This window comes from Bradyrhizobium sp. 157 (assembly GCF_023073815.1).
GTDB lineage: Bacteria > Pseudomonadota > Alphaproteobacteria > Rhizobiales > Xanthobacteraceae > Bradyrhizobium.
The window spans coordinates 43,637-67,322 of the sequence record NZ_JADPKF010000120.1; the positions used below are offsets into that span (position 1 = coordinate 43,637).

Genomic DNA, 23,686 nt, shown 5'->3' on the forward strand with positions numbered 1-23,686 from the left:
CAGGTATTTCGCGACGTTTCCGTGAACCTTCCCCAGATTGCACATGTCTGATCTTCGAGGTTCCAGAAGAAATGAGTGGCAGGATGAAACGTTCCGCACAATTGATCGCATCGGCCGCAGCTCTGTTGTCCGGCCTGATGTCGCCGGCGAACGCCCAGACTTTCAGCAGCAGCTACACGTCGACCGCGCCAAAGGACTGCCATACGGTCCGCAAGCCCCAGTCTGACGGCGGCACGACGCAGGTCTGCCCCGGCAAATCGGGGCTGGTGGTACTGATCAGCGAGGGCGACCTGCGTGAAACCGTCTCGGTCGGGCGAAACCGCGAGGCCGCCGCTAAGGAGCCGGCCGCGGAGGCTTGGTTCGGCCCCTTCAATTCGACCAGCCACACCGTCGAATGGCGGGCGGTCGATGGCAGGCCGTTCGCGATCATTCAGCGCTGGCTGATCGCCGATAACAACGACCTGGGCAAGACCGGAAGCCCGATCACGAAACCGATGCTCGCGGTGACGCGACTGCCGCCGGGGCCGGTCTGCCACGTCGCCTATATCGATGGCCAGGCCAACCGCAATGCCAACGAGCTCGCGCGCCAGGCCGCGGACGAATTTGCGCGTGATTTCAAGTGCGGCAAGGACGAAGTGAAGGTGATTGGCGAGCGCGGCCGCGCGGTGGAATTGGCAAGGCGGTGATGGTAGATGCAGTCTGGCGTTTTCTTGCCGCATTAACGTCAAAGCTTCAGGCTTGAGTGCTTGAACCTTGTCAAACCTAGTTATTTCACGGCACCATCCGGGGCAGCGATGCACATAAAACTCCTGGCACTCCTCATCGTCGGCATCGCCCTCTCCGGCTGCTGCGCCTCCGGAACTGGCTGCTCGACGCAGATGGCGGGCGCGCCGATCGCCTGGGATGGGTTGGGTGAACCGCCGTCGGCAAATGACGGGCCAGGCGAGGACAAGCGCCCTAAACGGAGAACCGCCCGCAATCGCGAGATCATTCTCGGCCCCCTGAACGAAGCCCCGCCCAGATCGGACACCAAAGCGCGCTACGACGAGTGGACGCGGCAACCCAACGAAGATGCGGAAGCCGACGCAAGGCTCGCACGGCAAACCAAGATTTGCAGGGGTTGCTAGCGGGACGCCAGCCGCAACCGTCGCCGCGCAACTCCATTCCGCCTGCGAACTCCCGCAGAGCGCCGCCGTCCTATGCCCCCGGCGGCCGCGGCACTGTCGAACGCAGCATCGCATCCAGAAGCTGGTCGACGCCAGTCCCCTCGGGCAGCCGGTGCAGGATGTCCTTGAGCCTTCCGTCAAGCAGCAGCGTGGTGAAGCCGTGCACCAGCGACCACGCGCGTGCGATCGCGGCGGCGTGGTCGAGCGACAAAGTCTCCAGCGCTTCGCCGGCGAGTTTCTCGTTGCGGCTGAGGCTCACAGCGGTGGCCAGTCCTTGGAATGAGGCCGTAGCCGCCTCGTGCAGCGAGGGCCGCGTCATGTCGAGCCGCTCGGTCCGGAACATCAGCCCGTACATGCCGGGGCGCGCCTGCGCATAGGCGACATAGGCCTTGGCGCGCGCCAACGCCTTCATGAGCGGCTGCGTTTCGGTGTCGCCCGCCGCGGTCATCGCCTCGTTGAAGCGCCGGAATCCGATGGCGGCAAGTTCGCTCAGAAGCCCGGTGAGATCGCCGAAATGATGGGTCGGCGCCGCATGCGACACGCCGGCCTCGCGCGCAACCGCCCGCAGCGTCAAGCCCGACAGCCCGTCGCGTTCCAGCACCCGCTCCGCCGCGGCGAGCAAGGCGTCGTGCAGATCGCCGTGATGATACGGGGTCTCGCCGGCCGGACGACGACGCCGGCTGGCCGGCCTCTCCGCCACGGGTTTCGCCGCCCTCCGCCTTGCGCCGGGGCGGATCGTCCTGGTTTCTCGAGATGTTCTTGCCATGCGATTCCCTTATAGTCACAATTTTTACACTGTAAAGATTTTGCTTGACGGCGGCTCGCGACGTCCCTACTGATATCTTTACGATGTAAAGATGAAGCCGGAGGAAACGCGATGCTCGACCAGGTAACGACCGAGATGGCCCAGACCAATCTGGCGCCGATCCCGATGGAATGCGATGCGCCGTTCCTGAAAGTGACCGGCGAATTGCCGCGCGAACTCAACGGCACGCTGTATCGCAACGGCCCCAACCCGCAATTCGACGCGCCCGGCGCGCACTGGTTCGTCGGCGATGGAATGCTGCACGCCTTCCATCTGGAGAACGGCCGCGCCAGCTATCGCAATCGCTGGGTCCGCACTCCGAAATGGCTGGCTGAGCACGACGCCGGCCGCGCGCTGTTCGGCGGCTTCGGCCGCAAGCTGCCGGGCGCACCGGCCGGGACCACCGACGATGGCGGCGTCGCCAACACCAATATCATCTTCCATGCCGGAAAACTGCTGGCGCTGGAGGAAGGCCATCTGCCGACCGAGATCGAGCCCGGCACGCTCAATCGTCTCGGCTATTGCGACTACAACGGCGCGATCAAAGGCCCCTTCACCGCCCATCCCAAGATCGATCCCGCCACCGGCGAGATGGTGTTCTTCGGCTACAACGCCGCAGGCCCCCTCACGCCCGCCCTCTCCTTCGGATCGGTCAACGCCGCGGGCGTGGTGACACGGTTCGATCGCTTCGAGGCCCCCTATGCGAGCATGGTGCACGACTTCATCGTCACCAAAAATCATCTGCTGTTTCCGATCCTGCCGCTCACCGGCAGCATCGAGCGCGCCATGACGGGCCGGCCGCCCTATGCTTGGGAGCCGGACAAGGGCGCCTATGTTGGCGTCATGAAGCGCAACGGCTCCGCCAAGGACATCGTCTGGTTTCGCGCCGAGTGCTGCTACGTCTTCCACGTCATGAACGCGTGGGAGGACGGCGACCGCATCATTGCCGACGTCATGCAGTACGAGGAGCCGCCACTGTTCACCCATCCCGACGGCACGCCCACTAATCCCGCCAAGTCGCGCGCCCGGCTGTGCCGCTGGACCTTCGATCTCGCAGGCAATACCGATCGCTTCACGCAAACCTGGCTCGACGACATTACCGGCGAATTCCCCCGCGTCTGCGATCGAAGCGTCGGTTCAGCCAACCGGCATGGATGGTACGCCTGCGCCAATCCCGACCTGCCGACTTCAGGCGGATTGTCGGGCTTGGTACATGTCGACGGCAATGGATCGCGGCTTGGCCAGTACCTGCTGCCCGCCGGCGATACGATCTCGGAAGCAGTGTTCGTTCCACGCGGCGATGACGCCAGCGAGGGTGACGGCTGGCTGATGTCGGTGGTCTGGCGAGCCCGCGAAAACCGCAGCGACCTCGCGGTCTTCAATGCCACCGACGTCAACGCCGGGCCGGTGGCACTGGTGAAGCTTGGACATCGTGTCCCCGACGGCATCCATGGCAACTGGGTTGGCGCGGCCTAAGCCATAGCCTCCGCGATGCCGGGGCGCGACGTTGTCGCGCCCCACGTTGCAAGCATCGGCCGGGTCGACGGCGTTACGATCACGATCACGCTCGTTTTGCTGCTCGCCTGCGCCCTCATGTTGCTCTCGCTCGCGATATTGCGCGCCTGGAGCGCCCGCAAACCGTTGCAAAGACAATCACACGTCGCCGCCCCCGTCGAATTTAGACAGTGTAAAGATTTTGCTTGACGAGTCCCGGCCCGGCTCCTAGTGTATCTTTACGGTGTAAAGATTAGCCCGAGAGGCTTCCATGACAATCTTCCTGATCCTTGCTCCCTTCGGCTCCTTCGCCCTGCTGATGCTGGTGACGTCGGCCCAGGTCAGCCTGTTCGCTTCGGCCGCGATCTGCCTTGCTGTCGTTGCCATCGACGTTGCTCGCGGCCGTTCGATCAAGGTGCTCGGCGCGGGCTGCGTCGTCGTTTTCGCCGGGATAGGCGCTTGGGTCACGCTGATCGACCCGAACCTGAGCAACTCGGCCGTCAAGCTGGCAACCGATGTCGGCGTGCTGGCGATCTCGCTGGCATCGCTCATCATCCGCAAGCCGTTCGTGCTGCAATACGCGCTGGAAGCCGTCGACAACGAGACCGCCAAGCTGCCCGGCTTCATGAAGGCGATCTATATCATCACCTGGGCCTGGACCGGCGCATTCGTCCTGATGATCGTCGGCAACATGCTGACGATCTATGTGCCGGGCTTCCCACTCTGGATCGGACTCGCCATCGCATTTGCCGCCCGCAACAGTGCCGCGTATTTCACGACATGGTATCCACAATATCGCAGGGCGAAGCATGTTGTCCCGCCGGCGAACGCCCTGCCCGGCGCCAACTAGATACGCTTCCAACCGAAACCCATCAGCAGAGAACAAAACGATGAAGGACGTATTCGCCAGACTGGGCGCCGATTTTTTCTCCACCATCCTGTTCATCGCAATCTACCTCGCGACTGACAATGTGCTGCTGGCGACCGGCGTCGCAATCGCGGGCGCCATCGCCCAGGTGATCTACTCGCGCGTCAAGGGCAAGGAGCTCGGGTACATGACGTGGGCCAGCCTGGCGCTGGTCATCGTGCTCGGCAGCGCGACGCTTCTGACCCACGATCCCCGCTTCGTGCTGGCGAAACCCGCAATCGGGCATTTCGCGATCGGCGTCATCATGCTCAAGCGCGGCTGGATGTTGCGCTACATGCCCTCCGTCGTGACCCAGACCGTTCCCGAATATGTCACCTTCGCGGGCTATGCTTGGGCCGCACTGTGTTTCCTACTCGCCGCCGGCACCATCGGTGTCGCGATGACCGGCGACATGAAGCTGTGGACGTTCTATGTGACCGTCGTGCTGGTAGGCGCCAAGATTGCCGCCTTCGCAATTCAATACGTCGCGTTTCGTATTGTGGTCGGCAGCCGAATTCGCGCCGCTGTCCAGCAAGCCTAAAGAAATACGCGTCAAAAGGACGCTTGAGACCGTTGGGCTTGTGTGGCGAGATAGGCTATACCGCGCACGAGTTTTGGCGGGACCCCGCAAACCATTCCGGTTTGCCGGGAAGAAATGTCGGGAGACAAAGATGGCCGTGGACGGAAATTGGAACATCACCATGAGCACGCCGATGGGCGAGCGCAAGGCGACGCTTTCGCTGCAAAGCGCCGGCAACACGTTGACGGGCACGCAAGGAGCGGACGGCAATTCCGGCGAAATCTTTGACGGCACCGTCAACGGCGACGACGTCGCCTGGAAGATCTCCATCACCAACCCGATGCCGCTCACGCTCGCCTTCACCGGCAAGGTTTCCGGCGACAGCATGTCCGGCGAAATGGGTATCGGCCCGATGGGCAGCTTTCCCTTCACGGGGGCGCGGGCCTGAGCCCCGCGGCGCGTCAGAACCAAATCTGCATGGATAAACCGTGCGCATCAAAGGGCGGCGATCCCTCGGGAACGCTGCCCGAAGGGTCATGCGCGGCGAGAGCTGCAGCACAGGCGTCTAAGACATCATCTGGCTTCGCTCCAGTACCTATGCGGGTGCGCGTAAGCCACCGTTCGATATCTTCGAAGCCTTCCCGCTTCAATAGCTTTTGCCGCAACAGGATTCCGGCTTCGGATTTCTTGGACTGCAGCGGTTCACCGCGGTTCAGTCGCCGAAACACGAGTTCGGGATGGGTTTCACGAATATCGAGAGAAGGATTTGCGCGGACAAAGGCATCGACCTGCATGATCTTGGAGCCGAGATGCCAGAGCTGGCGAGACACGCGCTTCTGTCCACGCCGCAGCGCCTCGTCATTTGCCCTGTCTGGGTGATCGAATTCTTCCCACAGCCACCGCCGCGCGCCGTTAAAGACACGGCAAGTATGCGGTCGCAATTTCTCGCGAGCCAGCAAATCGCAGCCTCGTCGACCGTCGTCGCCCATACCGATTGGGATGTCGATCGCTGCCCGGTCGAATGAAGCGGATAGTGCATCGGCAATGTCGCGATGGAAACTAATCTTCCGCTGGCCGTCGTCCAACGAAACGGCGACCCAGCCCTTGCTGAAACCGTCGAGGCCGAGCGCCCTCACCCCAGATTCAGTTCCTTGAAGAAGTCATTGCCCTTGTCGTCAATGATGATGAAGGCCGGGAAATCCACCACTTCGATGCGCCAGATCGCTTCCATGCCGAGTTCGGGATATTCCACCACCTCGACCTTCTTGATGCAGTGCTCGGCGAGATTTGCCGCAGCTCCGCCGATCGAACCGAGATAGAAGCCGCCGTGCTTCTTGCAGGCCTCGCGCACCGCGACCGCGCGGTTGCCCTTGGCCACCATCACCATCGATCCGCCCGCCGCCTGGAATTGGTCGACGAAGGAGTCCATCCGTCCCGCCGTGGTCGGGCCGAACGCGCCGGACGCGTAACCGTCGGGCGTCTTGGCGGGGCCGGCGTAATACACCGGATGGTTCTTGAAATAGTCCGGCAGCGGCTCACCCTTCTCCAGCCGCTCGCGCAACTTGGCGTGCGCGGAATCACGCGCGACGATCATGGTGCCGGTCATCGAGACGCGCGTCTTGATCGGGTACTTCGACAGCGTCGCCAGGATCTCCTTCATCGGCTGGTTGAGGTCGATCTTGACGACCTCGCCGCCGAGCGACTGCTCGACCGCGGGCAGATACTGCGCCGGATTGTGCTCGAGCTCTTCGAGATAGACGCCGTCCTTGGTGATCTTGCCAAGCACCTGGCGGTCCGCCGAACAGGAGACGCCGAGCCCGATCGGGAGCGATGCACCATGGCGCGGCATCCGGATCACGCGCACGTCGTGGCAGAAATACTTGCCGCCGAACTGCGCGCCGACGCCGAGCGACTGCGTCATCCTCAAAATTTCCTGCTCCATCTCGAGATCACGGAATGCGTTGCCGTCGGCCGAACCGTGAGTCGGCAGCGCATCGAGATAGCGCGCAGAAGCGAGCTTCACCGTCTTCATGCAGAGCTCAGCGGACGTGCCGCCGATCACGATGGCAAGGTGATACGGCGGGCACGCCGCCGTGCCGAGCGTGAGCACCTTCTCCTTCAGGAACGCCAGCAGGCGATCTTTAGTCAGAACGGAAGGCGTCGCCTGAAAGAGAAAACTCTTGTTGGCGCTGCCGCCGCCCTTGGCCATGAACATGAATTTGTAGGCGTCGTCACCCTCGGCGTAGATCTCGCACTGCGCCGGCATGTTATTGGCAGTGTTCTTTTCCTCGTACATCGACAACGGAGCCACCTGCGAATAGCGCAGGTTACGGCGCAGGTAGGCATCGCGCGCACCTTCGCTTAAGGCTGCCTCGTCGTCGCCGTCGGTGATGACGTTGCAGCCCTTCTTGCCCATGATGATCGCGGTGCCGGTATCCTGGCACATCGGCAGCACGCCACCGGCGGCGATGTTGGCGTTCTTCAGGAAATCGAAGGCGACGAACTTGTCGTTGTCGCTGGCCTCTTTGTCTTCCAGGATCGAGCGCAACTGCTTCAGGTGCCCCGGCCGCAGATAGTGATTGATGTCGCCGAAGGCGGCTTCCGATAGCGCCCGCAACGCCTCGCGCGATACCACCAGCATGTCTTTGCCGAGCACCTTCTCGACCCGCACGCCCTCGCTCGTGATCTTCTTATAGGGCGTGGTGTCCGGCCCCAGCGGAAACAGCGGCGTATGCTTGTAGGGCGGAACGGGTTTCTGGTCAGGAAAAGCGGTCGGGGCGTTCATGTCGATATCTCGGGTTGGAGCCGGCGGCGGCCGGAACGGCGCCGCGAAGATAGACCCGTTCTAAGCATTTTTTGACCAAAAGGAAGGTTTTGCTTGCCCCAAACGGAGGGACCGGAACGGGCAGTAACCGTAGCAGTACGGGCGATTGAACCGTTCCGGGTACGTTTCAGACAAACCGGAAATTCCAGATATTGCGCCCATCGATTGCGATCAGAAATGACCTCCGCCACGACATTGAACGATGAGGCCGCTGCGCCGATCCGCCCCCCGCGGTTGCTCGGGCTTTATCTGTTTCTGATCATCATGGCCGCCATCGAGGCCTTCGAAGGGCTCTCGCATTTGCCGATGCTGTTCGGCGATATGTCGGAAATTCCCGGCCCCGGCGTCGGTGGCGCGGTCATCAAGGCGTATGTGTTCAGCCATCCCGTGCTGGCGCTGGCGGCGCTGGGGTTTGCCACCGTTGGCCGGCTGCATTACGCCGTGATCGCGCTCGGCGCGCTCGTGCTGATGAACTGGCTGAACTACATGCCGTCGGTTGTGCGGCACGGCTTCGACTTCAGCGGCATCTCCGCCTTCCAGATACCCGTCCAGATCGTTGCGTTTCCGCTGATGGCTGCCTGCGCCATCGCGCTCGCAGCATGCAAGGAGCGGCTGGGGCTTGCCACCCTCCTGGTCAGCATTCCCACGCTGATCGACGTCCTCACCGTGGTCGTCAATATGCTCGGCGTGATCGTCTTTGCGATCGGCATCATGATTTACGGGTTCTGACACACATCAAGATCAAGTTGACTTCCGCGCGCCGCCCTTGCAGGAAATCCGCGCGCGGGTTTCAATGTGCGCAAAGGGGCATTCAGATGGCTTTGGGATCACAACTTCGCCGGTCGACCTTGCTTGCCGCCACGCTGGCGCTGGTTGCGACGGTCGGCGCATCGCCGGCGCAGGCCGACCGCTGCGACGATATCGCCAAGGAATTGAAGAACCAGATCGACGGCCTCAAGATCAGCGTCAATACCGGCAACATGATCTATCTGACGCATCCGGCGGCGAAAGAGCTGTCGCTCGGCTGCCGCGGCCGCAATTACTCCAACGAGCTCTACGCTAAGACGGACCGCAAGCCGAAGCCGCAATTCTTCGAACTGGTCGCCTCGGCCGGCGCCATCATTTTCACGATTCCGAAGCCCGACGTTGCGACCGGCTCCTCGCGCTGCATCAAGCGCATGGGCATCCTGCGCGGCGACAAGGTTTCCATGCGCTTCCGCCGGCTCAACATGGAATGCACACGCACCAAGACCGAAGCCTCGATCGTGGTGACCCGCGGCAAGGACGAATAGCCGGAGCTGCGATACATCGCATTCTAACGAAAGCGGCAGCGCTCCGTTCACCATCGGACGGGATTGACGCCTGCGGCGGCGAATGGCGGTTGCGGATTCACCAATCGTTCGTTTCAACCCAGCCACTGTCGGAGGCAACCAAAAGGATGCTTCCGATGAATGTCCCTGCTGTCGCCGCAACGGTCGTGGTCAAACCGCCTGAAGTCCCCGTGTTCAAGGCTCCCGACAAGACCACCGACGTGCAGAACGGCGCTGCCGCCGACGGCACCCGCGCGCCGCGGCCGACGCTGATTGCTCCCCTGCCGCCGGGTCAGGGAACGCGGATCGACCAACTGGCCTGACGGCAGGCCGCCTGCCCGCGGCAACCCAGCGCCGCAAGTTTGACGAAAAAATGCGCTATCCTGTTGCGCGTGGGGTAATGGAACCCGCGCATGATCGCCAAACTTCTGCTGCAGAACACCATCGTCGTCGTCGGCATGGGCGCGCTATTGTTCGCCGCGGCGGGGTCGCTGGACTGGCCGGGGGCGTGGGTGATGTTGATCGTTAGCGCGATCCTCGGTCCTGCCTGCGGGTTGTGGCTTGCCAAGACCGATCCGGCGCTGCTCGCCGAGCGCATGCGGCCGAAATTTCAGGCCGACCAGCCCGCTGCCGACAAAATATTCATGCTGATATTTGTCGCTGCGCTGTTGCTATGGCTGGTCGCGATCGGGCTGGACCGCCGCGCCGACGCCTCCGACGTTCCACTGCTGCTGCAGGCGCTCGGCCTCGCGATGTTCTTACTCTCGATCGCATTCATCATGTGGGTGTTCCGCGAAAATTCGTTCGCCGCGCCGGTCGTGAAGGTGCAGACCGCGCGCCACCAACGCGTGATCTCGAGCGGGCCTTACGCGTTCGTCCGCCATCCAATGTATAGCGCCATCATGCTGTACTTCATCGGAATACCGCTGCTCCTGGGATCGTGGTGGGGTGTGGCGTTCGCGCCGGTATTCGCCGTGCTGTTCGCCATTCGCGCCCGCATCGAGGAGCGCGCATTGGTCGAAGGGCTTCCGGGCTATGCTGACTACGCCGCCCGCGTGCGCTATCGTCTGGTGCCCGGAATTTGGTGAGAAGGATGACGGAGAGATGCCCGATAGCAAGACCTACACCGGCGGCTGCCATTGCGGCCAGGTGCGCTTCGAATGCACCACCGACCTCGCGATGGTCACGGCCTGCAACTGCTCGATCTGCACCAAGAAAGGGCTGCATTTCACCTTTCTCGACCCGAAAAGTTTTCACCTCCGCGCCGGCGAAGAAAACCTGAAGGAATATCTCTTCAACAAGCACGCGATCCACCACCAGCTTTGCGTCGATTGCGGCGTCGACGTCTTCGCACGCGGCAAGAAGCCCGACGGCACCGACGTGGTGGCGGTCAATGTGAGCTGTTTTGACGGCATCGAACTGTCGAAGTTGCAGATGACGCCGGTGGATGGCAGGAGCATGTGATACGACATCAGTCGTCATGCCCGGGCTTGTCCCGGCTATCCACGTCCTTTGACGCGGCGCGAAGAAAAGTCGTGGATGCCCGGGTCAAGCCCGGGCATGACGAAGGAGAGAGCTAAGACGCGATTCAAGCATCCAGCGACTTGTACCTTCGGAAAATCCCCTCCTCGTTGAATTCAATCCTTCGATCGCTCGCCAGATACGCCTTGATGTTCGGCCGCACCGCGACGCGGTCGCGCAGCTCGACGAGACCGGGAATTTCGCTCTCGAAGGCATTCATCCGTTTCGGAAACGCATAGCGCAGGCCTTCGACGATCTGAAACAGCGACAGGTCGACATAGGTCAGGCGGCGGCCGGTGACATAGGTCCCGCCATTGGCCTGCAGCAGATCTTCGAAATAGCCGAGATATTTCGGCACGCGCGACTTCCAGAACTCATCGGTGCGTTTTTTTGCCGGCGCTTTCTGCTCCTCATAGTACAGTGACGGCCCGAGCGGATGATGGGTGTCGTGAATTTCCAGCACCAGATCGGAAATCGTGAGCTGCAACTGATGCACCCACAACCTGCCGGCTTCCGCCTTCGGCGCCAGCCCGTGCCGCGAGCCCAGATAAAGCAGGATGTTGGCGGTCTGCCCGATCACGAGCTTCCCGGCTTTCAGGAATGGCGGCGCGAAGGGCGGCGTTCCCTTCCCGACTTCCATCATGCGCGTCATCGCGGCCATACCGTTGCCGTGGCGCGCCACGTCGGTATAGCCGGCGCCGGCCTCTTCCAGCGCGAGACGCACATACTCGCCGCGGCCCTGAATGGTCGGCCAGTAGTAAAGCTCGTAATGCATCGAAGGCACCTCCTGATGCCGGTTTGACAGGCCCAACAAATCATCCCGCCATTCGTTCGTCACGCCAGACGCTGCGGACTTGCTTCCGAAAGCGGCGCAAATAAAAAAGCCGCCTCTGGGGCGGCTTGATCGACAAAGCTTGAAAATTGACGAGCTTCACCGCCCGGCGCCGGGAATGTTGTCGACCAGAGCGACGTCCTCCTCGTCAGATATCGGATCGGCCGCAAATCGTTTCAATCGTCATCTCCACGGTGCCAGCGGCGCATCGGGCCGTAGCGTTCGCGAACGGCGTTACGCATGTATGTCGGTCGTCCGCGATCAGCGTCGATGCGGACGCTGCGCCGCTCGTAAATTCTCCGCCCACGGGCATCGTCCGTTGTGATGGTATCGACACGGGTGTGAACGCCGTTCGATGAGTTGGAACTGGAATTCGACGACGTGTTGCCGGCCAGCGCCACCGTTGTGGGCGCCAGGACGGTCAAAATCAACGCGACAAGCAGACGTTTCATGGCAAGGCCTCCAACCCGATCAAAACTCCCCAGACAATCAGGAGTTCCGAGATCAGGCGGCAGACCAGGCCCGTTCCGTCATCTACGATAACTTCCTCTCCCATAGGAGGAGCGCAAACCGCCGCCTGATCAGTTCGTCGCGAAACAATAAAACAGTCCATCACCGCCGGTGCTCTTCAGGTCGGCCTGCGAACAGCCGCCGTCGGGCCCGCGCGAGGGATGCGACGAATTCCAGGATTTCGAGGCGTCGTCGTCGCGCAGTCCCATGCGATCGGAATGTCCGACCATTGCGGCGCCTTGCGTCGAACTCGTCCAGTTCCTGCAGATGCGATCTTCGCCGGCGGTAAACGCGGTGCCGTCGGGCTGCGATCCCGTCAGTATGTCGTGGCGATTGGGCGTATCGCCGCGGCCATTGATGACCTCGCCCTTCTCGCTCAAGGCGGTCTGCTTGGTGAGGCCATTGGCGCCGTGCAGTTCGGCGACATCCTTGGCAACCACGACGCCCTTGGCGTTCTGCCATGGCCCCTTGCCGATACGGTCGCGCGCGTTCACCGCAGGTGCACCGTCGGCGCCTTGCGTTGAGAGATAGGCGCGCCAGGTTTTGCCTCCGGCACCGGCGGCCTGCGCCAGCGTCTGGCAATGATTGTCGGCGCCGGCAAGACCGCCGAGATTGCCGCCATTGCCGATGCCGTTGCTGGTCACGAAGAAGCTGGTATTGGCGGATTGCGCATGCGCAGGCGCGCTTGCGAGAATCGACATGGCGGCGAGGGCGAAGCACGCCGGCGAGATGATCCGGGCGAAGCTGTTCATGGAAGACCTCCCTTTGTGGACCGTGTCTCATCAACACGCGGCCGCAATCATTATTCCGGCAGGGCGAAGCCCGAAACGGAGCATGCATTCCCGCAAAGAAAAAGGCGCTGCGGAACAAGCCGCAGCGCCTTCTTCGTATTGGTGCAGACGATCAGTTGGTCTGCTGGATCGCCGAGAGTTCCCAGTCGCCGCCGCGGCGGCGGGCGAAGGTCCAAACTTCGGTGGTCTCGATCGGGGTTTCGCTGCCCGCGACCAAACGGCCCGTGGTGCGCTCAAGGGTCTTGTCGACCAGCGAGAACCGCATCGCCACGCTGGCATAATCGGTTTCGCCTTCGCGCCAGGCTTCCGCAAGATCGCCCTGCAGCAGCTTGACGTCGGACACCTTGTTGACGTCGTTGCGTGCCTTGTTCTCCTCGAGGTCCTTGGAGAAGTAGGACACCATCTCAGGCGTCGCCAGCGTATGCAGTTTGGCGACATCCTCGTTCGACCAAGCCGCCTGGACTTCGCCGAGCAGCCGCTCGAACGCCTCATAGTCGGCCGGCTGGATTTCCAGCGCCGGCTGGCTCGAACCCAGCCCAAAGCCACCCAGTCCGGAGCGGAAGCTGGTCTGGGCGCCGGGGTCAGCAGGCCCACTGGTGGGGGGCGCGTTGGCATAGGCGGAGGCCGGCGTATGGCGGCGCTGCCACCACGACATCGCCAGACGCACCACGATCACGATCAGCGCGATCTGCAGCAGCAGGCCGATGATCGAGGACAGGCCGCCGAGGCCGGAGAACAATCCGCCGCCGAACAGCATGCCGAGCAGGCCGGCGCCGAGGAAGCCCGCGGCGAGACCGCCGAGCATGCCCATGCCGGGCCGGTTGAAGAAGCCGCCCTTGTTGGCTGCGCCCGCGGCCGGATTACCCGCTGCGGGGGTGCCCGGCTGGGTAAAGCTACGGTTCATGGGTTGCGCCGTGCCCGGGGCGGTGGTCGTGCTCGGGGGCGCCGAATAGGTCTTGGATCCCCGCGAACCGGAGCTGCCGCCGCCGCCAACGCGAGCGTCAGCCGCATCGATTGTGATCGCCAGGGGAACCGCCACGGACAGGACAATGGCCATGGCCCGTACAATTCCGCGCGCAGTCTGCGTGAAATTCATGTCTTTTTCCTCTTTCCCCGACATGGGGAAGTGCCCCTAAGATGGGCAGACCGGCCCAAAAGTGAAGCCGCTATAGGGACGCATGGCTGCGGCCCTCGGTCGCGGGGATGTGACGATATAGCCGAAAAAGCTCACACCGGTGTGACGAACGGGCGCCCAAGATCGCTCAAGGTCGCCCGGGAAAGCGTGAGACCGGTGATCCAAACCTCAGGACGCGGTCATCGTCTCCTTGACCTTCTCGACCAGCGCGGAGAGCGCAAACGGCTTCGGCAGGAAGGCGAATTGTTCGTTCTCCGGCAAGCTCTTGTCGAAAGCCTCTTCAGCGTAACCTGAGACGAAGATGATCTTCAGGTTCGGATTGCGCTTGCGCATTTCGCGTAACAGCGTCGGGCCGTCCATTTCCGGCATCACCACATCGGAAACGACGAGATCCACCGCACCGTCCTTTTCGTCCAGCGCCTCCATCGCCTCGATGCCGTTGGAGGCCTCGATCACGCTGTAGCCGCGCGAGCGAAGGCCGCGCGCATTCAGCGACCGCAAGCCGTCCTCGTCCTCCACCAGCAGGATGGTGCCCTGCCCGGTCAGGTCGGGCCGCGGCTTCGGCGGTCCGGCCGCCCCTTCCTTGGCCGCGCCATTGGCCGCGGGCGCCTCCGCCTGCGCTTCCAGTTCGGGCCGATGACGCGGCAGGAAGATGCGGAACGTGGTGCCTTCGCCGGGCGTGGAGTCGACATAGACGAAGCCACCGGTCTGCTTGACGATGCCATACACCGTGGAGAGACCGAGCCCGGTGCCCTTGCCGACCTCCTTGGTCGAGAAGAACGGCTCGAAGATCTTGTCGACGATGTCGGCCGGGATTCCGGTGCCGGTATCGGAAATGTCGATCCGTACGTAATCGGCGGCCGGCATGCCCTTGTGCGAAAGCTGCGCGGCTTCGTCTACCGTCACGTTGGCGGTCCTTACCGTCAGTTTACCGCCATCGGGCATCGCATCGCGCGCATTGACCGCGAGATTGACGACCACCTGCTCGAACTGCGAGACGTCGACCTTGACCGGCCAGAGATCGCGACCGTGCACGAGGTCAAGCTTGACCTTCTCGCCGATCAGGCGGCGCAGCAGCATGGTGAGGTCGGAGAGCGCGTCGCCGAGGTCGAGCACCTGCGGCCGCAGCGTCTGGCGGCGCGAGAACGCGAGCAGTTGCCGCACCAGCGTCGCCGCGCGGGTTGCGTTCTGCTTGATCTGCATGATGTCCTGGAACGACGGATCGGTCGGCTTATGCGCGTTCAGGAGGAAATCGTTCGCCATCATGATGGCTGACAGCACGTTGTTGAAGTCGTGCGCGATACCGCCGGCGAGTTGGCCGACCATGTCCATCTTCTGCGACTGATTGATCTGGTTTTCGAGCGTGCGCCGCTCGGTGGTCTCGAGCAGATAGACGATAGCAGCTTCGGTATCGCGCTCGTCCTCCTCCACCGCGGTGACGAAGAACTGGCCCCAGCGTTCCCTGGCGCCGTCGAGCATGGCTTCGACGGGTGCGATGTCGCCCTGCCCTTCGGCCGCCTGGTTGATCGCCGCGATCAACAGGCCGCGGTCGCGCGCATTCACCGTGCGGAAGATCGACTTGTTGGCCGCGCCGTCCGAGCTTAGGCTTTGCGCGAGCTTGGCGAAGCGGGCATTGGCGCGCACCACGGTGCCGCCGCGGTCCACCGTCGCAATCGCCATCGGCGTATGGTCGAAGAACCGCATGAAGCGGACTTCGGCGGCACGTTCGGGGTCGGAATGCTCGTCGCGCGCGCGGCTGATCACGAGCGTGCGCGACGAACCCGGCGAGCCGTCGGCGCCGAAGGCGAGCTTGTGATAGAGCCGCACCGGCATGGTCTTGCCGCCGCGCATGCGCAGGTCAATATCGAACACTTCGGTTTTGACCTCGCCGGGTACCGCTACGATCGAGGTCAGGAGCGAGGCGCCATCGCCGGAGACGATATCGGTAAGCTTTAGCCCGCCGGATCCAATCTCGGCGAGATCGTAATCGAGCCAGTTCGCCAGCGTGGCGTTGACATAGATGACGTCGCCGGCCGGATCGACCGAGAAGAAGCCGCACGGCGCATGATCGAGATATTCGATCGCATGCTGCAGTTCCCGGAACACGTCTTCCTGACGCTCGCGGTCCCGCGTGATGTCGGCGATCGACCACACCGCGTATTTTGCTTCGCGCTTGCTCTGGCCGAGCGGGCGAACCCGCATCCGCAGCCAGCGGCCCTGCGCGCCGTCAGAGCCGGCGATGCGGACCTCCTCCTGCTGCCGCTTGCCTTCACGGGCGGCCTTGAGCAGACGGAACACGGCTTCGGAGACGTCGGGATTGCCGATGAAGACGCGCTCGACTGGCCGCACGTCCTGCGCGGTGGCAGCTCCGGTCAGCGCCTGATAGGCGGCATTGGAATAGACCACGTGGCCTTTGGGGTCGGTCACCGCCAGCCCATCATAGGCGTGGTCGGCGATGCGGCCCATTACCGGATCGTCGGCGCTGCGGTCGGTGAAGCGAATGATACCGGCGGCAAAGGCGAACAGATTGAACAGGCCGATCATGGCCAAAAGAGCCAGCACGCCGAGAATATAAGGCTGAGCCTGGGCGCGGCCGATGGTCATCAGGGCCACCGCCACCGCGATGATGCCGGCGGCCACCAGCAACACCAGCACGATGCTACCGCCCCGCCGCGCCGGCTCGTGGGCCGCGAAGGGCTCGGTGGGCGAATGGCTGTCGGTTTCGGCGGTCATCTGAAGAGGCACTGCCCGTCGGCAAGAAGGTGACGCGCGGGGTCACGCGCCGCTCTTGAGTGCCTGAATCGGACCCGCAAGCGCAAGTCCATCAGGCGGTTATTTGACAGGTTGAAGGCATTTCAAGGCGTTTTCCAGCGGTTCCCCTCACATTCCTCGGCTAGCAAACCCATTCTTGAGGCGCATGACATAACCGATGATCTCGGCCACCGCGTGATAGTGCTCGACTGGAATCTCCTCGTCGATATCGACGGTGGCATGAAGCGCGCGCGCCAACGGCACATTCTCCACGATCGGTATGTCGTGCTTCTTGGCGATCTCCCGGATCTTGAACGCGATGTTGTCGACGCCCTTGGCGACGCAGACCGGCGCCGTCATGCCGCGATCGTAGGACAGCGCCACCGAATAGTGGGTCGGGTTGGTGATGATCACGCTGGCGTTGGGCACGGCGGCCATCATGCGCTTCTTCATGCGCTGCTGGCGCAACTGCCGGATCTTTCCCTTGATGTGGGGGTCGCCTTCGGACTGCTTGAACTCGTCCTTGATCTCCTGCAGCGACATCTTCTGGCGCTCGAACCACTGCCGGTACTGGAAGAAGTAATCGGCGATCGCGACCGCGGCCAGCATTGCCACCACTGCGCCCATCAACTGCAGCGTCAGGTTGGTGGTGACGCCGAGGATCGCCGAAGGATCGAACATCAGGAACGATTCCAGGCGATCGCGTTCGGGCCACAGCACGGCCACCATGACGGCGCCGAGCGCAATCAGCTTGAACAGGCCCTTGGCGAAATTCGCCACCGCCTGTTTGCCGAAGATGCGCTTCAGTCCCGCGCCGGGCGATACCTTGCTGAATTTCGGTTTCAGCGATTCCGACGACCACACCAGCCGGTGCTGGATCATGTTGCCGGCGATCGCGGCAAGCGCCAGCATCAACAGCGGCACGCCGATCGCGCCGAGCACGGCATAGCCCAGCGCGTTGCCGAGCGCGAGCAGCGCCGCGCCGTCGGCGCGAAGCTGGCCTGCATTGGCGATCAGGTTGCGCAGCGGCATCAAAATGCCGCCGCCGATCGATCCCGCGAACGTCGACAATATCAGCGTGCCGCCCGCGATGATGAACCAGGTGTTGACCTCCTGGCTCTTGGCAACGTCGCCTTTGGCAAGCGCATCGTCGAGACGTTTTTGCGTAGGGTCTTCTGTTTTGTCGTCGGTATCGTCGGCCATCGCGGCGCTCTAGCATTTTGTTTGAGCATGATCGTCTCGGAAAACCGGTACCCACTTTTCCGGATCATGCTCTATTTCAGCGGCGTCAATTCGTGCATCACGCCGATGAAGTAGTTGAGATAAGTCGCCATCATTCCGGTGAGGACGAGGGCGAAGATCAGAAAGCCCACCATGATCGACAGCGGCACGCCGACAAAATAGACCTGCATCGCCGGCATCAGCCGCGCCAGCACGCCAAGGCCGATATTGAAGACGAGGCCGAACACCAGAAACGGCGCGGAGAGCTGGATGCCGATCTTGAATGCAGTCGCGAAGGCGCGCGTGGCAAGCGCCGCCACGTCGCCGCTCGGCATCAGCTCGCCCGGCGAGAAGATACGGTAGCTCTCGTTCAGTGCCGCGATAACGAGGTGATGGGTGTCGGTGGCGAACAGCAGCGTCATGCCGAGAATGGAGAGGAAGTTGCCGATCAGCACGCCCTGCTGTCCTTGCGTCGGATCGACGGCGGTGACGAAGCCGAGCCCGAGCTGCTGGGCGATTACCGAGCCTGCCACCGCAAGCGCCGCCAGCGTCACGCGCGCCGTGGCGCCGAGCACGATGCCGATGGCGATCTCGTGCACCAGCAGCACCCCGATCGCAGTCATCGAGGTCAGGTCGATCTGGTAGGCGGTGCGGTGCAGCGGCAGGATGATCAAAGTCAACAGCAACGCAATGCCGAGCTTGATGCGCACCGGGATATTGCTCTCGCCAAACCCCGGCAACAGCATCACCATAGCCCCCACGCGGGCGAACACCAGCATGAAGGTGGCGGCAAGGGCCGGCAGCAGCGATATGTCGACGCGCATTTATTCACAATGCATCAACCGCCAATGATTCGCGACGATATCCGCATCATGTGACTGTGCATCGAATCCGCCATGAACGGTAACGCCAGCAATAGCGTCATGAAAATTGCGAGGATCTTCGGCACGAAGATCAGCGTCTGTTCCTGAATCTGCGTCAGCGCCTGGAATAGCGAGACCACGACACCGACCACCAGGCCAATCACCATCAATGGCGACGACACCACCACGATGGTCCAGATCGCATCGCGCGCCACGTCGAGGGTTTCGGGGCCGGTCATTGTTGTGTTCTCGCTTGCTCTGAACTCACTTTCGTCATTCCGGGATGGTCCGAAAGGACCAGACCCGGAATCTCGAGATCCCGGGTTCGATGCTACGCATCGCCCCGGGATGACGCCCCCAAGGGGCGTCAGATCGGCATCTTCATGATGTCTTCGTAGGACTGGATCACCCGGTCGCGCACCGACACCAGCGTCGAGACCGCGACGTCGGTCTCCGCGACTGCGGTCACCACGTCCATGACGTTGGCTTTGCCCGCGCTCATCGCCATGGTCTGGGCGTCGGATTTCTTGCCGGCATCCAGCACGCTTCCCACCGCGTCCTTCAGCAGCGCGCTGAAGGACGGGCCGCCGGTGGATTGGCCGCCCTTCTCGGCGCCGCCGGATTCCATGATGCGCGAAAGCGCGGCGTAGGCGTTTGCTGCAACGGTCGGTGAAGCCATTTTCTATGGTTCCTGTTCAGGCCTTGAGGATGTCGAGGGTGCGTTGAATCATGCGGCGTGTGGCGCTGATGATGTTGAGGTTGGCTTCATAGGACCGCTGCGCCTCGCGCATGTCGGTCATTTCGACCAGCGGATTGACGTTCGGATATTTGACGTTGCCGGCAGCATCCGCCGCCGGATTGCTCGGCTCGTGCTTGACACGAAACGCCGACTGGTCGGCCCTGACCTTGCCGAGCGTCACCACGCGGGCGTCCAGCGTGCGGTCGAGCGCCGAGGAAAATGTCGGCACCTTGCGGCGATAGGGATCGCCGCCCGCCGATGGCGCGGTGGACTCCGCATTGGCGATATTTTCCGAGATCACCCGCATCCGCCCCGCCTGCGCGCGCAGGCCGGAGGTCGCGATATTCATCGAGCGGGCGAAATCGCTTCCATCATCTGCCATGATCCGGTTCTCCTAGTCGCGCCGCGTCAGCGCTTTCCGATGGCGGTTTTGAGCAGGCCGAGGCTGCGGCTGTAGAGCGAAGTGGCGGCCGCGTAATCCATCTGGTTGGCCGAGACCTTCAGCATTTGGTCTTCCAGATTGACCGAATTGCCGGCAGGCTTGGTCAGAAAGCCGCTCTTGCCGCCATCCCCCCTGAAGCTCTGCCCCCCGCCGGAGACGCCGATATGGGTGGCGCTGGTGCGCAGCATGGCGAGCGAGCCCATCGCGCCGCTGACGTTCGCGCCCTTGTTGTCGAATTTCGGCTCGACCAGGTCGCTCGGCTTGAAATTCGGGGTGTTGGCGTTGGACACGTTTTCGGCGAGCACGCGCTGGCGCTCCTGGTGCCACTGCATCTTGGTGCGCAGCGCCGACAGGATCGGAAGATCGTTGATGGCCATCGAGCTGTTCCCCGTTAACCTCTGGCAGGCGCCGCGAGGTAGGCAGAATTTGCCCGGTGTATGGTTAACGGCTGGTTAAAGTCACGCCTGCGGCGTGGCCGTTCGCGCCAATGCCTGCTGATAGCGCCAAAACGAGCGCATTTTCGCCACGAAAACTGCGTTAACCAGCAGCAACCAACCCGGCGTGGGGCGCTCAGAAGTCGTTTTGGGTCAAACGATTCTTGGTCTATTAATTAACCGGATGGCGGCGTTCGCCGCGGGGATTAAGAAATAAGGCTGATCTCGGGCATGATTCGCCGGTTGCGGATCGCTCAGGGCATGATCCGGCAAACGGGAACCGCTTTCCCAAAGGGAACGTGCTCGGACAGGAAGACCTAAAGACCGCACTCGTCGAAGCCAGCATCAAGAGAACGGCCCGTGGCCGGGGACTAAAGAATGCAGACACTGACATTCCTCTTCGCATTCATCGCCGTTCTGGCGCTGATCGGCGTGGCCGCATGGCTGGTCCGCCGCTTCGCCAACAACCGCCTCGGCGCCAACACCCAACGCGGGCGGATGCCGCGGCTTGCCGTGATCGACGCCGCCGCCGTGGACGGCCGCCGGCGCCTCGTGCTGGTACGGCGTGACAATGTCGAGCATCTCCTGATGATCGGCGGTCCGAGCGACATCGTGGTCGAACCCAACATTGTGCGCGCAATGCCCAACCGCGATCAGATGGCACCGCGCCCGGCGGTCGGCGAGCAGCCGCCGCGGATTGCGCCGCTGCCCGATGCCGCCTGGAGCGAGGAAGCGGCGAGAGCCGATTTGCGAGCGACGGACGGTTTCGATCATCACGCCGAACCGCAAATGCCGGAGCCGCGCCCCGCACGTCCCTCCTTTGCAGACGATCTCCGCCGGCCCGCGCCGCCTTCGATGCCGGAGCGTCGCAGCGATCCATTGACGGGCTTTGCGCCGGAATCGATCACCGGTCGTCCCGAAGCGGCCCCGCCGCGCCTGACCCGCAACGAACCGCTGATGCCGCGGCCGCAGCGCGAGTTGCCGCAACGTGAGTTGCCCAAGGCACCACCGGTCCGTGAGGCGCCGCCACTTCGTGAGGCAGCGTCGGTCCGCGAGGCACCGCCGGGCCGTGAGGCACCACCTGCCCGCGAGGTACCTGCGGTTCGTGAGGCGCCGCCGGTTCGAGCGCCCGAACGCGCCGCGGCACCGCCGCCTCCGCCCCCTCCACCCCCCGCGCCGCCGAGCGCCGACCAGAATCTCGCCGAGATGGCGCAGCGGCTGGAAGCCGCCCTGCGCCGGCCGGCCGAACCGGTAGCGCCGCCGGTAGCGCCGGAAACGCCGCCTGCCCGTACCTCCCGCAGCGAACCTCCCGCTCCCACTCCCGCTCCCACACCCGCTCCGCAGAAGAGCGGCTTCGAGAATCTCGAAGACGAGATGGCGTCATTGCTGGGCCGTCCGAAGAACCCTTCGTGAGGCCGGCGACTTCTCCGCGTAGAGTTTTATTTTTCTTAGTCCTGACCGTCGCCGGATCGCTCGCCGATCCGGCGCTGGCGCAGGACATCAGCATCAATCTCGGCCAGGGCGGCGGCGGGGTGACCGAGCGCGCGATCCAGTTGATCGCGCTGTTGACGGTGCTGTCGATCGCGCCCTCGATCCTGATCATGATGACGTCGTTCACACGGATCGTCGTCGTGCTGTCGCTGCTGCGCACTGCGCTGGGCACCGCGACCGCCCCGCCTAACTCCGTGATCATCGCGCTTGCGATGTTCCTGACCGCTTTCGTGATGGGCCCCGTCCTGCAGAGGTCCTATGACGACGGCATCAAGCCGCTGGTCGCCAACCAGATCGGGGTCGAGGAAGCGCTGCAAAAGGCCTCTGTGCCGCTGCGCGGCTTCATGCAGAAGAATGTCCGCGAAAAGGATCTGAAGCTGTTCGTGGACCTCTCCGGCGAGCCGCCGCCGGCGACGCCGGAAGACCTCTCGTTGCGGATTCTCGTCCCGGCCTTCATGATCTCCGAACTGAAACGCGCCTTTGAGATCGGCTTCCTGCTGTTCCTCCCCTTCCTGATCATCGATCTCGTGGTGGCATCCGTGCTGATGTCGATGGGTATGATGATGCTGCCGCCGGTCGTGGTGTCGCTGCCGTTTAAGTTAATCTTTTTCGTGCTGGTCGACGGCTGGTCGCTGGTGGCGGGGAGCCTGGTACAAAGCTATGGGGGGAGTTAGCGGCAATTCCCGGCGTTTCCGCAAATAGGTCAATATTAGTTACGTATTTGCAGCGGACTTTCCCGGGGAATTTAAGGTGAGATTAGTTCCTTCGTGCACAATGGCTGCCAGGGAACAGACTTACCGCACGCATCACCGGATCAGAGATGGCAGGCCAGCCGATCGGCGACATGGACGTCGAATACGCCACGACGATCGCCGACCGGGCCATGCGGTTGATGGCGCAGCAGTCGGTCCCTCCCACTCCCACGAATTTCGCTGTCTGGTTCGAATATTCGCTCGGCAGTTCGCTGGCGCTGCGAAAGACGATAGACATCCTGGTCGCAGGCAAGCGCAAGTTCGACGCGGCAACCAACCATGAGCTCTATATTACCTACGTGGCGCCGCAGTCCGGCGCCGATCCGTTCGGCGACCTTCCCGAGCAGTTGAGCGGCCTGATCGAGACCGCCCAGCAATTCCTCAATACCGCAGTCACCGACAACCGCACCCACATCAAGGCGCTCGGGGAAGTGTCATCCGAAGCCGCTGCCACCAGTGATCCGCGGACGATTATTGCGAAGCTGGTCGACGAGTTGTCAAAGGCGACGGCGCGCGCCGCAACGCTGGAGGCAAACTTCGCCGCCACCTCGGAGGAACTCGACAGCATCCGCGACTCCCTGAAGGCAGCCGAGCAACGCTCCAACACCGATGCACTGACCGGGCTTGCCAACCGGCATTCGATGGATGAATTTCTTCGCCTTGCCCAGATCGCTGCGATGGAAAAGGACGAGCCGCTCAGCGTCTTCCTGATCGACATCGATCACTTCAAGAAGTTCAACGACGATTATGGCCATCAGGTCGGCGATCAGGTGCTTCGGCTGGTCGCCAAGGTCTTGCAGGAAGGCGTTCGCGAAGTCGATCTCGCCGCGCGCTACGGCGGCGAGGAGTTGATCGCGGTGCTGCCGGGCGCCGATCTGCAGGCCTGCACGGCCGTTGCTGAACGCATTCGCCGCCGCATTGCCGAAGCGAAGCTGACACGCCGTGCGACGGGCAAGGAGATCGGCAGCATTACGGTATCAATAGGCGTGTCACAATTCCGCCTCGCCGAATCCGCGGAAGCCATGATCGAGCGCTGCGACCGCGGGCTTTATCAAGCCAAGCGACTCGGCCGCAACCGCACGGTGACGGAAACCGAGCTCGAACCCGAGGCCGGCGCGGCCTAGCATTCATCGGTTCTGATTGGATCCGAACCGGGCCTTCATCCTTCCACGACGCGC

At 62.9% G+C, this 23,686-nt stretch carries 28 protein-coding genes; 14 read left to right on the top strand and 14 right to left on the bottom strand.

Annotated features, from left to right (window positions below):
* Positions 1 to 137 precede the first annotated feature (137 nt).
* Positions 138 to 686: a hypothetical protein gene (locus IVA95_RS35830; RefSeq protein ID WP_247515134.1), complete on the top strand. Its 549-nt coding sequence runs from the start codon at positions 138 to 140 to the stop codon at positions 684 to 686.
* A 108-nt stretch (positions 687 to 794) separates the two neighbouring features.
* Positions 795 to 1,127, top strand: a complete 333-nt coding sequence (locus IVA95_RS35835) for a hypothetical protein (RefSeq protein WP_247514799.1) — start codon at positions 795 to 797, stop codon at positions 1,125 to 1,127.
* Positions 1,128 to 1,197: 70 nt separating this feature from the next.
* Here IVA95_RS35835 and IVA95_RS35840 read toward each other — a convergent pair whose 3' ends face one another.
* Positions 1,198 to 1,932, bottom strand: coding sequence for a TetR/AcrR family transcriptional regulator (locus IVA95_RS35840; RefSeq protein WP_247514800.1), 735 nt, complete (start codon positions 1,930 to 1,932; stop codon positions 1,198 to 1,200).
* 111 nt (positions 1,933 to 2,043) lie between these two features.
* Between IVA95_RS35840 and IVA95_RS35845 the strand changes: the two genes are divergently transcribed.
* The 4 genes from IVA95_RS35845 to IVA95_RS35860 all read left to right on the top strand — a co-directional run bounded on the left by IVA95_RS35845 (position 2,044) and on the right by IVA95_RS35860 (position 5,340).
* Positions 2,044 to 3,447 (top strand): carotenoid oxygenase family protein, encoded by a 1,404-nt coding sequence (locus IVA95_RS35845; protein ID WP_247514801.1) that lies wholly within the window; start codon positions 2,044 to 2,046, stop codon positions 3,445 to 3,447.
* Between the two features lie 289 nt (positions 3,448 to 3,736).
* A complete protein-coding gene (locus tag IVA95_RS35850) occupies positions 3,737 to 4,315 on the top strand; it encodes a hypothetical protein (protein ID WP_247514802.1) in 579 nt (192 codons plus the stop codon).
* A 40-nt stretch (positions 4,316 to 4,355) separates the two neighbouring features.
* The gene (locus tag IVA95_RS35855; protein WP_247514803.1) at positions 4,356 to 4,913 is read left to right on the top strand and encodes a septation protein IspZ; all 558 of its coding nucleotides are present in this window, start codon (positions 4,356 to 4,358) and stop codon (positions 4,911 to 4,913) included.
* A 130-nt stretch (positions 4,914 to 5,043) separates the two neighbouring features.
* On the top strand, positions 5,044 to 5,340 hold the full coding sequence (locus tag IVA95_RS35860) for a hypothetical protein (RefSeq protein ID WP_065730525.1): 297 nt from the start codon (positions 5,044 to 5,046) through the stop codon (positions 5,338 to 5,340).
* Positions 5,341 to 5,353: 13 nt separating this feature from the next.
* On the opposite strand, the gene IVA95_RS35865 is transcribed toward IVA95_RS35860, so the two are convergent.
* Positions 5,354 to 6,028 (bottom strand): DUF429 domain-containing protein, encoded by a 675-nt coding sequence (locus tag IVA95_RS35865; protein WP_247514804.1) that lies wholly within the window; start codon positions 6,026 to 6,028, stop codon positions 5,354 to 5,356.
* Positions 6,025 to 7,677 (bottom strand): fumarate hydratase, encoded by a 1,653-nt coding sequence (locus IVA95_RS35870; RefSeq protein WP_247514805.1) that lies wholly within the window; start codon positions 7,675 to 7,677, stop codon positions 6,025 to 6,027. The genes IVA95_RS35865 and IVA95_RS35870 overlap by 4 nt, the downstream gene beginning before the upstream one ends.
* 216 nt (positions 7,678 to 7,893) lie before the next feature.
* On the opposite strand from IVA95_RS35870, the gene IVA95_RS35875 reads away from it, so the two are divergent.
* The 5 genes from IVA95_RS35875 to IVA95_RS35895 all read left to right on the top strand — a co-directional run bounded on the left by IVA95_RS35875 (position 7,894) and on the right by IVA95_RS35895 (position 10,490).
* Positions 7,894 to 8,445, top strand: a complete 552-nt coding sequence (locus IVA95_RS35875; protein WP_247514806.1) for a hypothetical protein — start codon at positions 7,894 to 7,896, stop codon at positions 8,443 to 8,445.
* An 86-nt stretch (positions 8,446 to 8,531) separates the two neighbouring features.
* On the top strand, positions 8,532 to 9,008 hold the full coding sequence (locus IVA95_RS35880; protein WP_247514807.1) for a hypothetical protein: 477 nt from the start codon (positions 8,532 to 8,534) through the stop codon (positions 9,006 to 9,008).
* Positions 9,009 to 9,163: 155 nt separating this feature from the next.
* Positions 9,164 to 9,349 (top strand): hypothetical protein, encoded by a 186-nt coding sequence (locus IVA95_RS35885; protein WP_247514808.1) that lies wholly within the window; start codon positions 9,164 to 9,166, stop codon positions 9,347 to 9,349.
* A gap of 90 nt (positions 9,350 to 9,439) precedes the next feature.
* Positions 9,440 to 10,114, top strand: coding sequence for an isoprenylcysteine carboxylmethyltransferase family protein (locus tag IVA95_RS35890; RefSeq protein ID WP_247514809.1), 675 nt, complete (start codon positions 9,440 to 9,442; stop codon positions 10,112 to 10,114).
* A 16-nt stretch (positions 10,115 to 10,130) separates the two neighbouring features.
* The gene (locus tag IVA95_RS35895) at positions 10,131 to 10,490 is read left to right on the top strand and encodes a GFA family protein (protein ID WP_213246127.1); all 360 of its coding nucleotides are present in this window, start codon (positions 10,131 to 10,133) and stop codon (positions 10,488 to 10,490) included.
* Positions 10,491 to 10,614: 124 nt separating this feature from the next.
* Here the strand turns inward: IVA95_RS35895 and IVA95_RS35900 are convergent, their stop codons facing one another.
* The 11 genes from IVA95_RS35900 to flgB form a co-directional block, all read right to left on the bottom strand.
* Positions 10,615 to 11,322: a glutathione S-transferase gene (locus IVA95_RS35900; protein ID WP_247514810.1), complete on the bottom strand. Its 708-nt coding sequence runs from the start codon at positions 11,320 to 11,322 to the stop codon at positions 10,615 to 10,617.
* A 233-nt stretch (positions 11,323 to 11,555) separates the two neighbouring features.
* Positions 11,556 to 11,831, bottom strand: coding sequence for a hypothetical protein (locus tag IVA95_RS35905; protein ID WP_247514811.1), 276 nt, complete (start codon positions 11,829 to 11,831; stop codon positions 11,556 to 11,558).
* Between the two features lie 129 nt (positions 11,832 to 11,960).
* Positions 11,961 to 12,590 (bottom strand): lectin, encoded by a 630-nt coding sequence (locus IVA95_RS35910; RefSeq protein WP_247515135.1) that lies wholly within the window; start codon positions 12,588 to 12,590, stop codon positions 11,961 to 11,963.
* 202 nt (positions 12,591 to 12,792) lie between these two features.
* On the bottom strand, positions 12,793 to 13,800 hold the full coding sequence (locus IVA95_RS35915; RefSeq protein ID WP_247514812.1) for a Tim44-like domain-containing protein: 1,008 nt from the start codon (positions 13,798 to 13,800) through the stop codon (positions 12,793 to 12,795).
* A gap of 183 nt (positions 13,801 to 13,983) precedes the next feature.
* Positions 13,984 to 16,548, bottom strand: a complete 2,565-nt coding sequence (locus IVA95_RS35920) for a PAS domain-containing protein (protein WP_247514813.1) — start codon at positions 16,546 to 16,548, stop codon at positions 13,984 to 13,986.
* Between the two features lie 147 nt (positions 16,549 to 16,695).
* Positions 16,696 to 17,769 carry a flagellar biosynthesis protein FlhB gene (gene flhB, locus IVA95_RS35925; RefSeq protein ID WP_247514814.1) on the bottom strand — a complete coding sequence of 358 codons (1,074 nt, stop codon included), beginning with the start codon at positions 17,767 to 17,769 and terminating at the stop codon, positions 16,696 to 16,698.
* Positions 17,770 to 17,840: 71 nt separating this feature from the next.
* The gene (gene fliR, locus IVA95_RS35930; RefSeq protein ID WP_213246138.1) at positions 17,841 to 18,611 is read right to left on the bottom strand and encodes a flagellar biosynthetic protein FliR; all 771 of its coding nucleotides are present in this window, start codon (positions 18,609 to 18,611) and stop codon (positions 17,841 to 17,843) included.
* A gap of 14 nt (positions 18,612 to 18,625) precedes the next feature.
* On the bottom strand, positions 18,626 to 18,889 hold the full coding sequence (fliQ, locus tag IVA95_RS35935; protein ID WP_247514815.1) for a flagellar biosynthesis protein FliQ: 264 nt from the start codon (positions 18,887 to 18,889) through the stop codon (positions 18,626 to 18,628).
* A 128-nt stretch (positions 18,890 to 19,017) separates the two neighbouring features.
* Complete coding sequence (gene fliE / locus IVA95_RS35940; protein ID WP_247514816.1) at positions 19,018 to 19,329, bottom strand: flagellar hook-basal body complex protein FliE; 312 nt, start codon at positions 19,327 to 19,329, stop codon at positions 19,018 to 19,020.
* Positions 19,330 to 19,345: 16 nt separating this feature from the next.
* Positions 19,346 to 19,771 carry a flagellar basal body rod protein FlgC gene (gene flgC / locus IVA95_RS35945; protein ID WP_247514817.1) on the bottom strand — a complete coding sequence of 142 codons (426 nt, stop codon included), beginning with the start codon at positions 19,769 to 19,771 and terminating at the stop codon, positions 19,346 to 19,348.
* A 26-nt stretch (positions 19,772 to 19,797) separates the two neighbouring features.
* On the bottom strand, positions 19,798 to 20,208 hold the full coding sequence (gene flgB / locus IVA95_RS35950) for a flagellar basal body rod protein FlgB (RefSeq protein WP_247514818.1): 411 nt from the start codon (positions 20,206 to 20,208) through the stop codon (positions 19,798 to 19,800).
* 435 nt (positions 20,209 to 20,643) lie between these two features.
* Between flgB and IVA95_RS35955 the strand changes: the two genes are divergently transcribed.
* The 3 genes from IVA95_RS35955 (at position 20,644) to IVA95_RS35965 (ending at position 23,632) form a co-directional block, all read left to right on the top strand.
* A complete protein-coding gene (locus IVA95_RS35955) occupies positions 20,644 to 21,678 on the top strand; it encodes a flagellar biosynthetic protein FliO (protein WP_247514819.1) in 1,035 nt (344 codons plus the stop codon).
* Positions 21,675 to 22,430, top strand: a complete 756-nt coding sequence (gene fliP / locus IVA95_RS35960) for a flagellar type III secretion system pore protein FliP (protein ID WP_213246143.1) — start codon at positions 21,675 to 21,677, stop codon at positions 22,428 to 22,430. Before IVA95_RS35955 ends, fliP begins: the two co-directional genes overlap by 4 nt.
* Positions 22,431 to 22,648: 218 nt before the next feature.
* Positions 22,649 to 23,632, top strand: a complete 984-nt coding sequence (locus IVA95_RS35965) for a GGDEF domain-containing protein (RefSeq protein ID WP_247515136.1) — start codon at positions 22,649 to 22,651, stop codon at positions 23,630 to 23,632.
* The last annotated feature ends 54 nt before the right edge of the window (positions 23,633 to 23,686 follow it).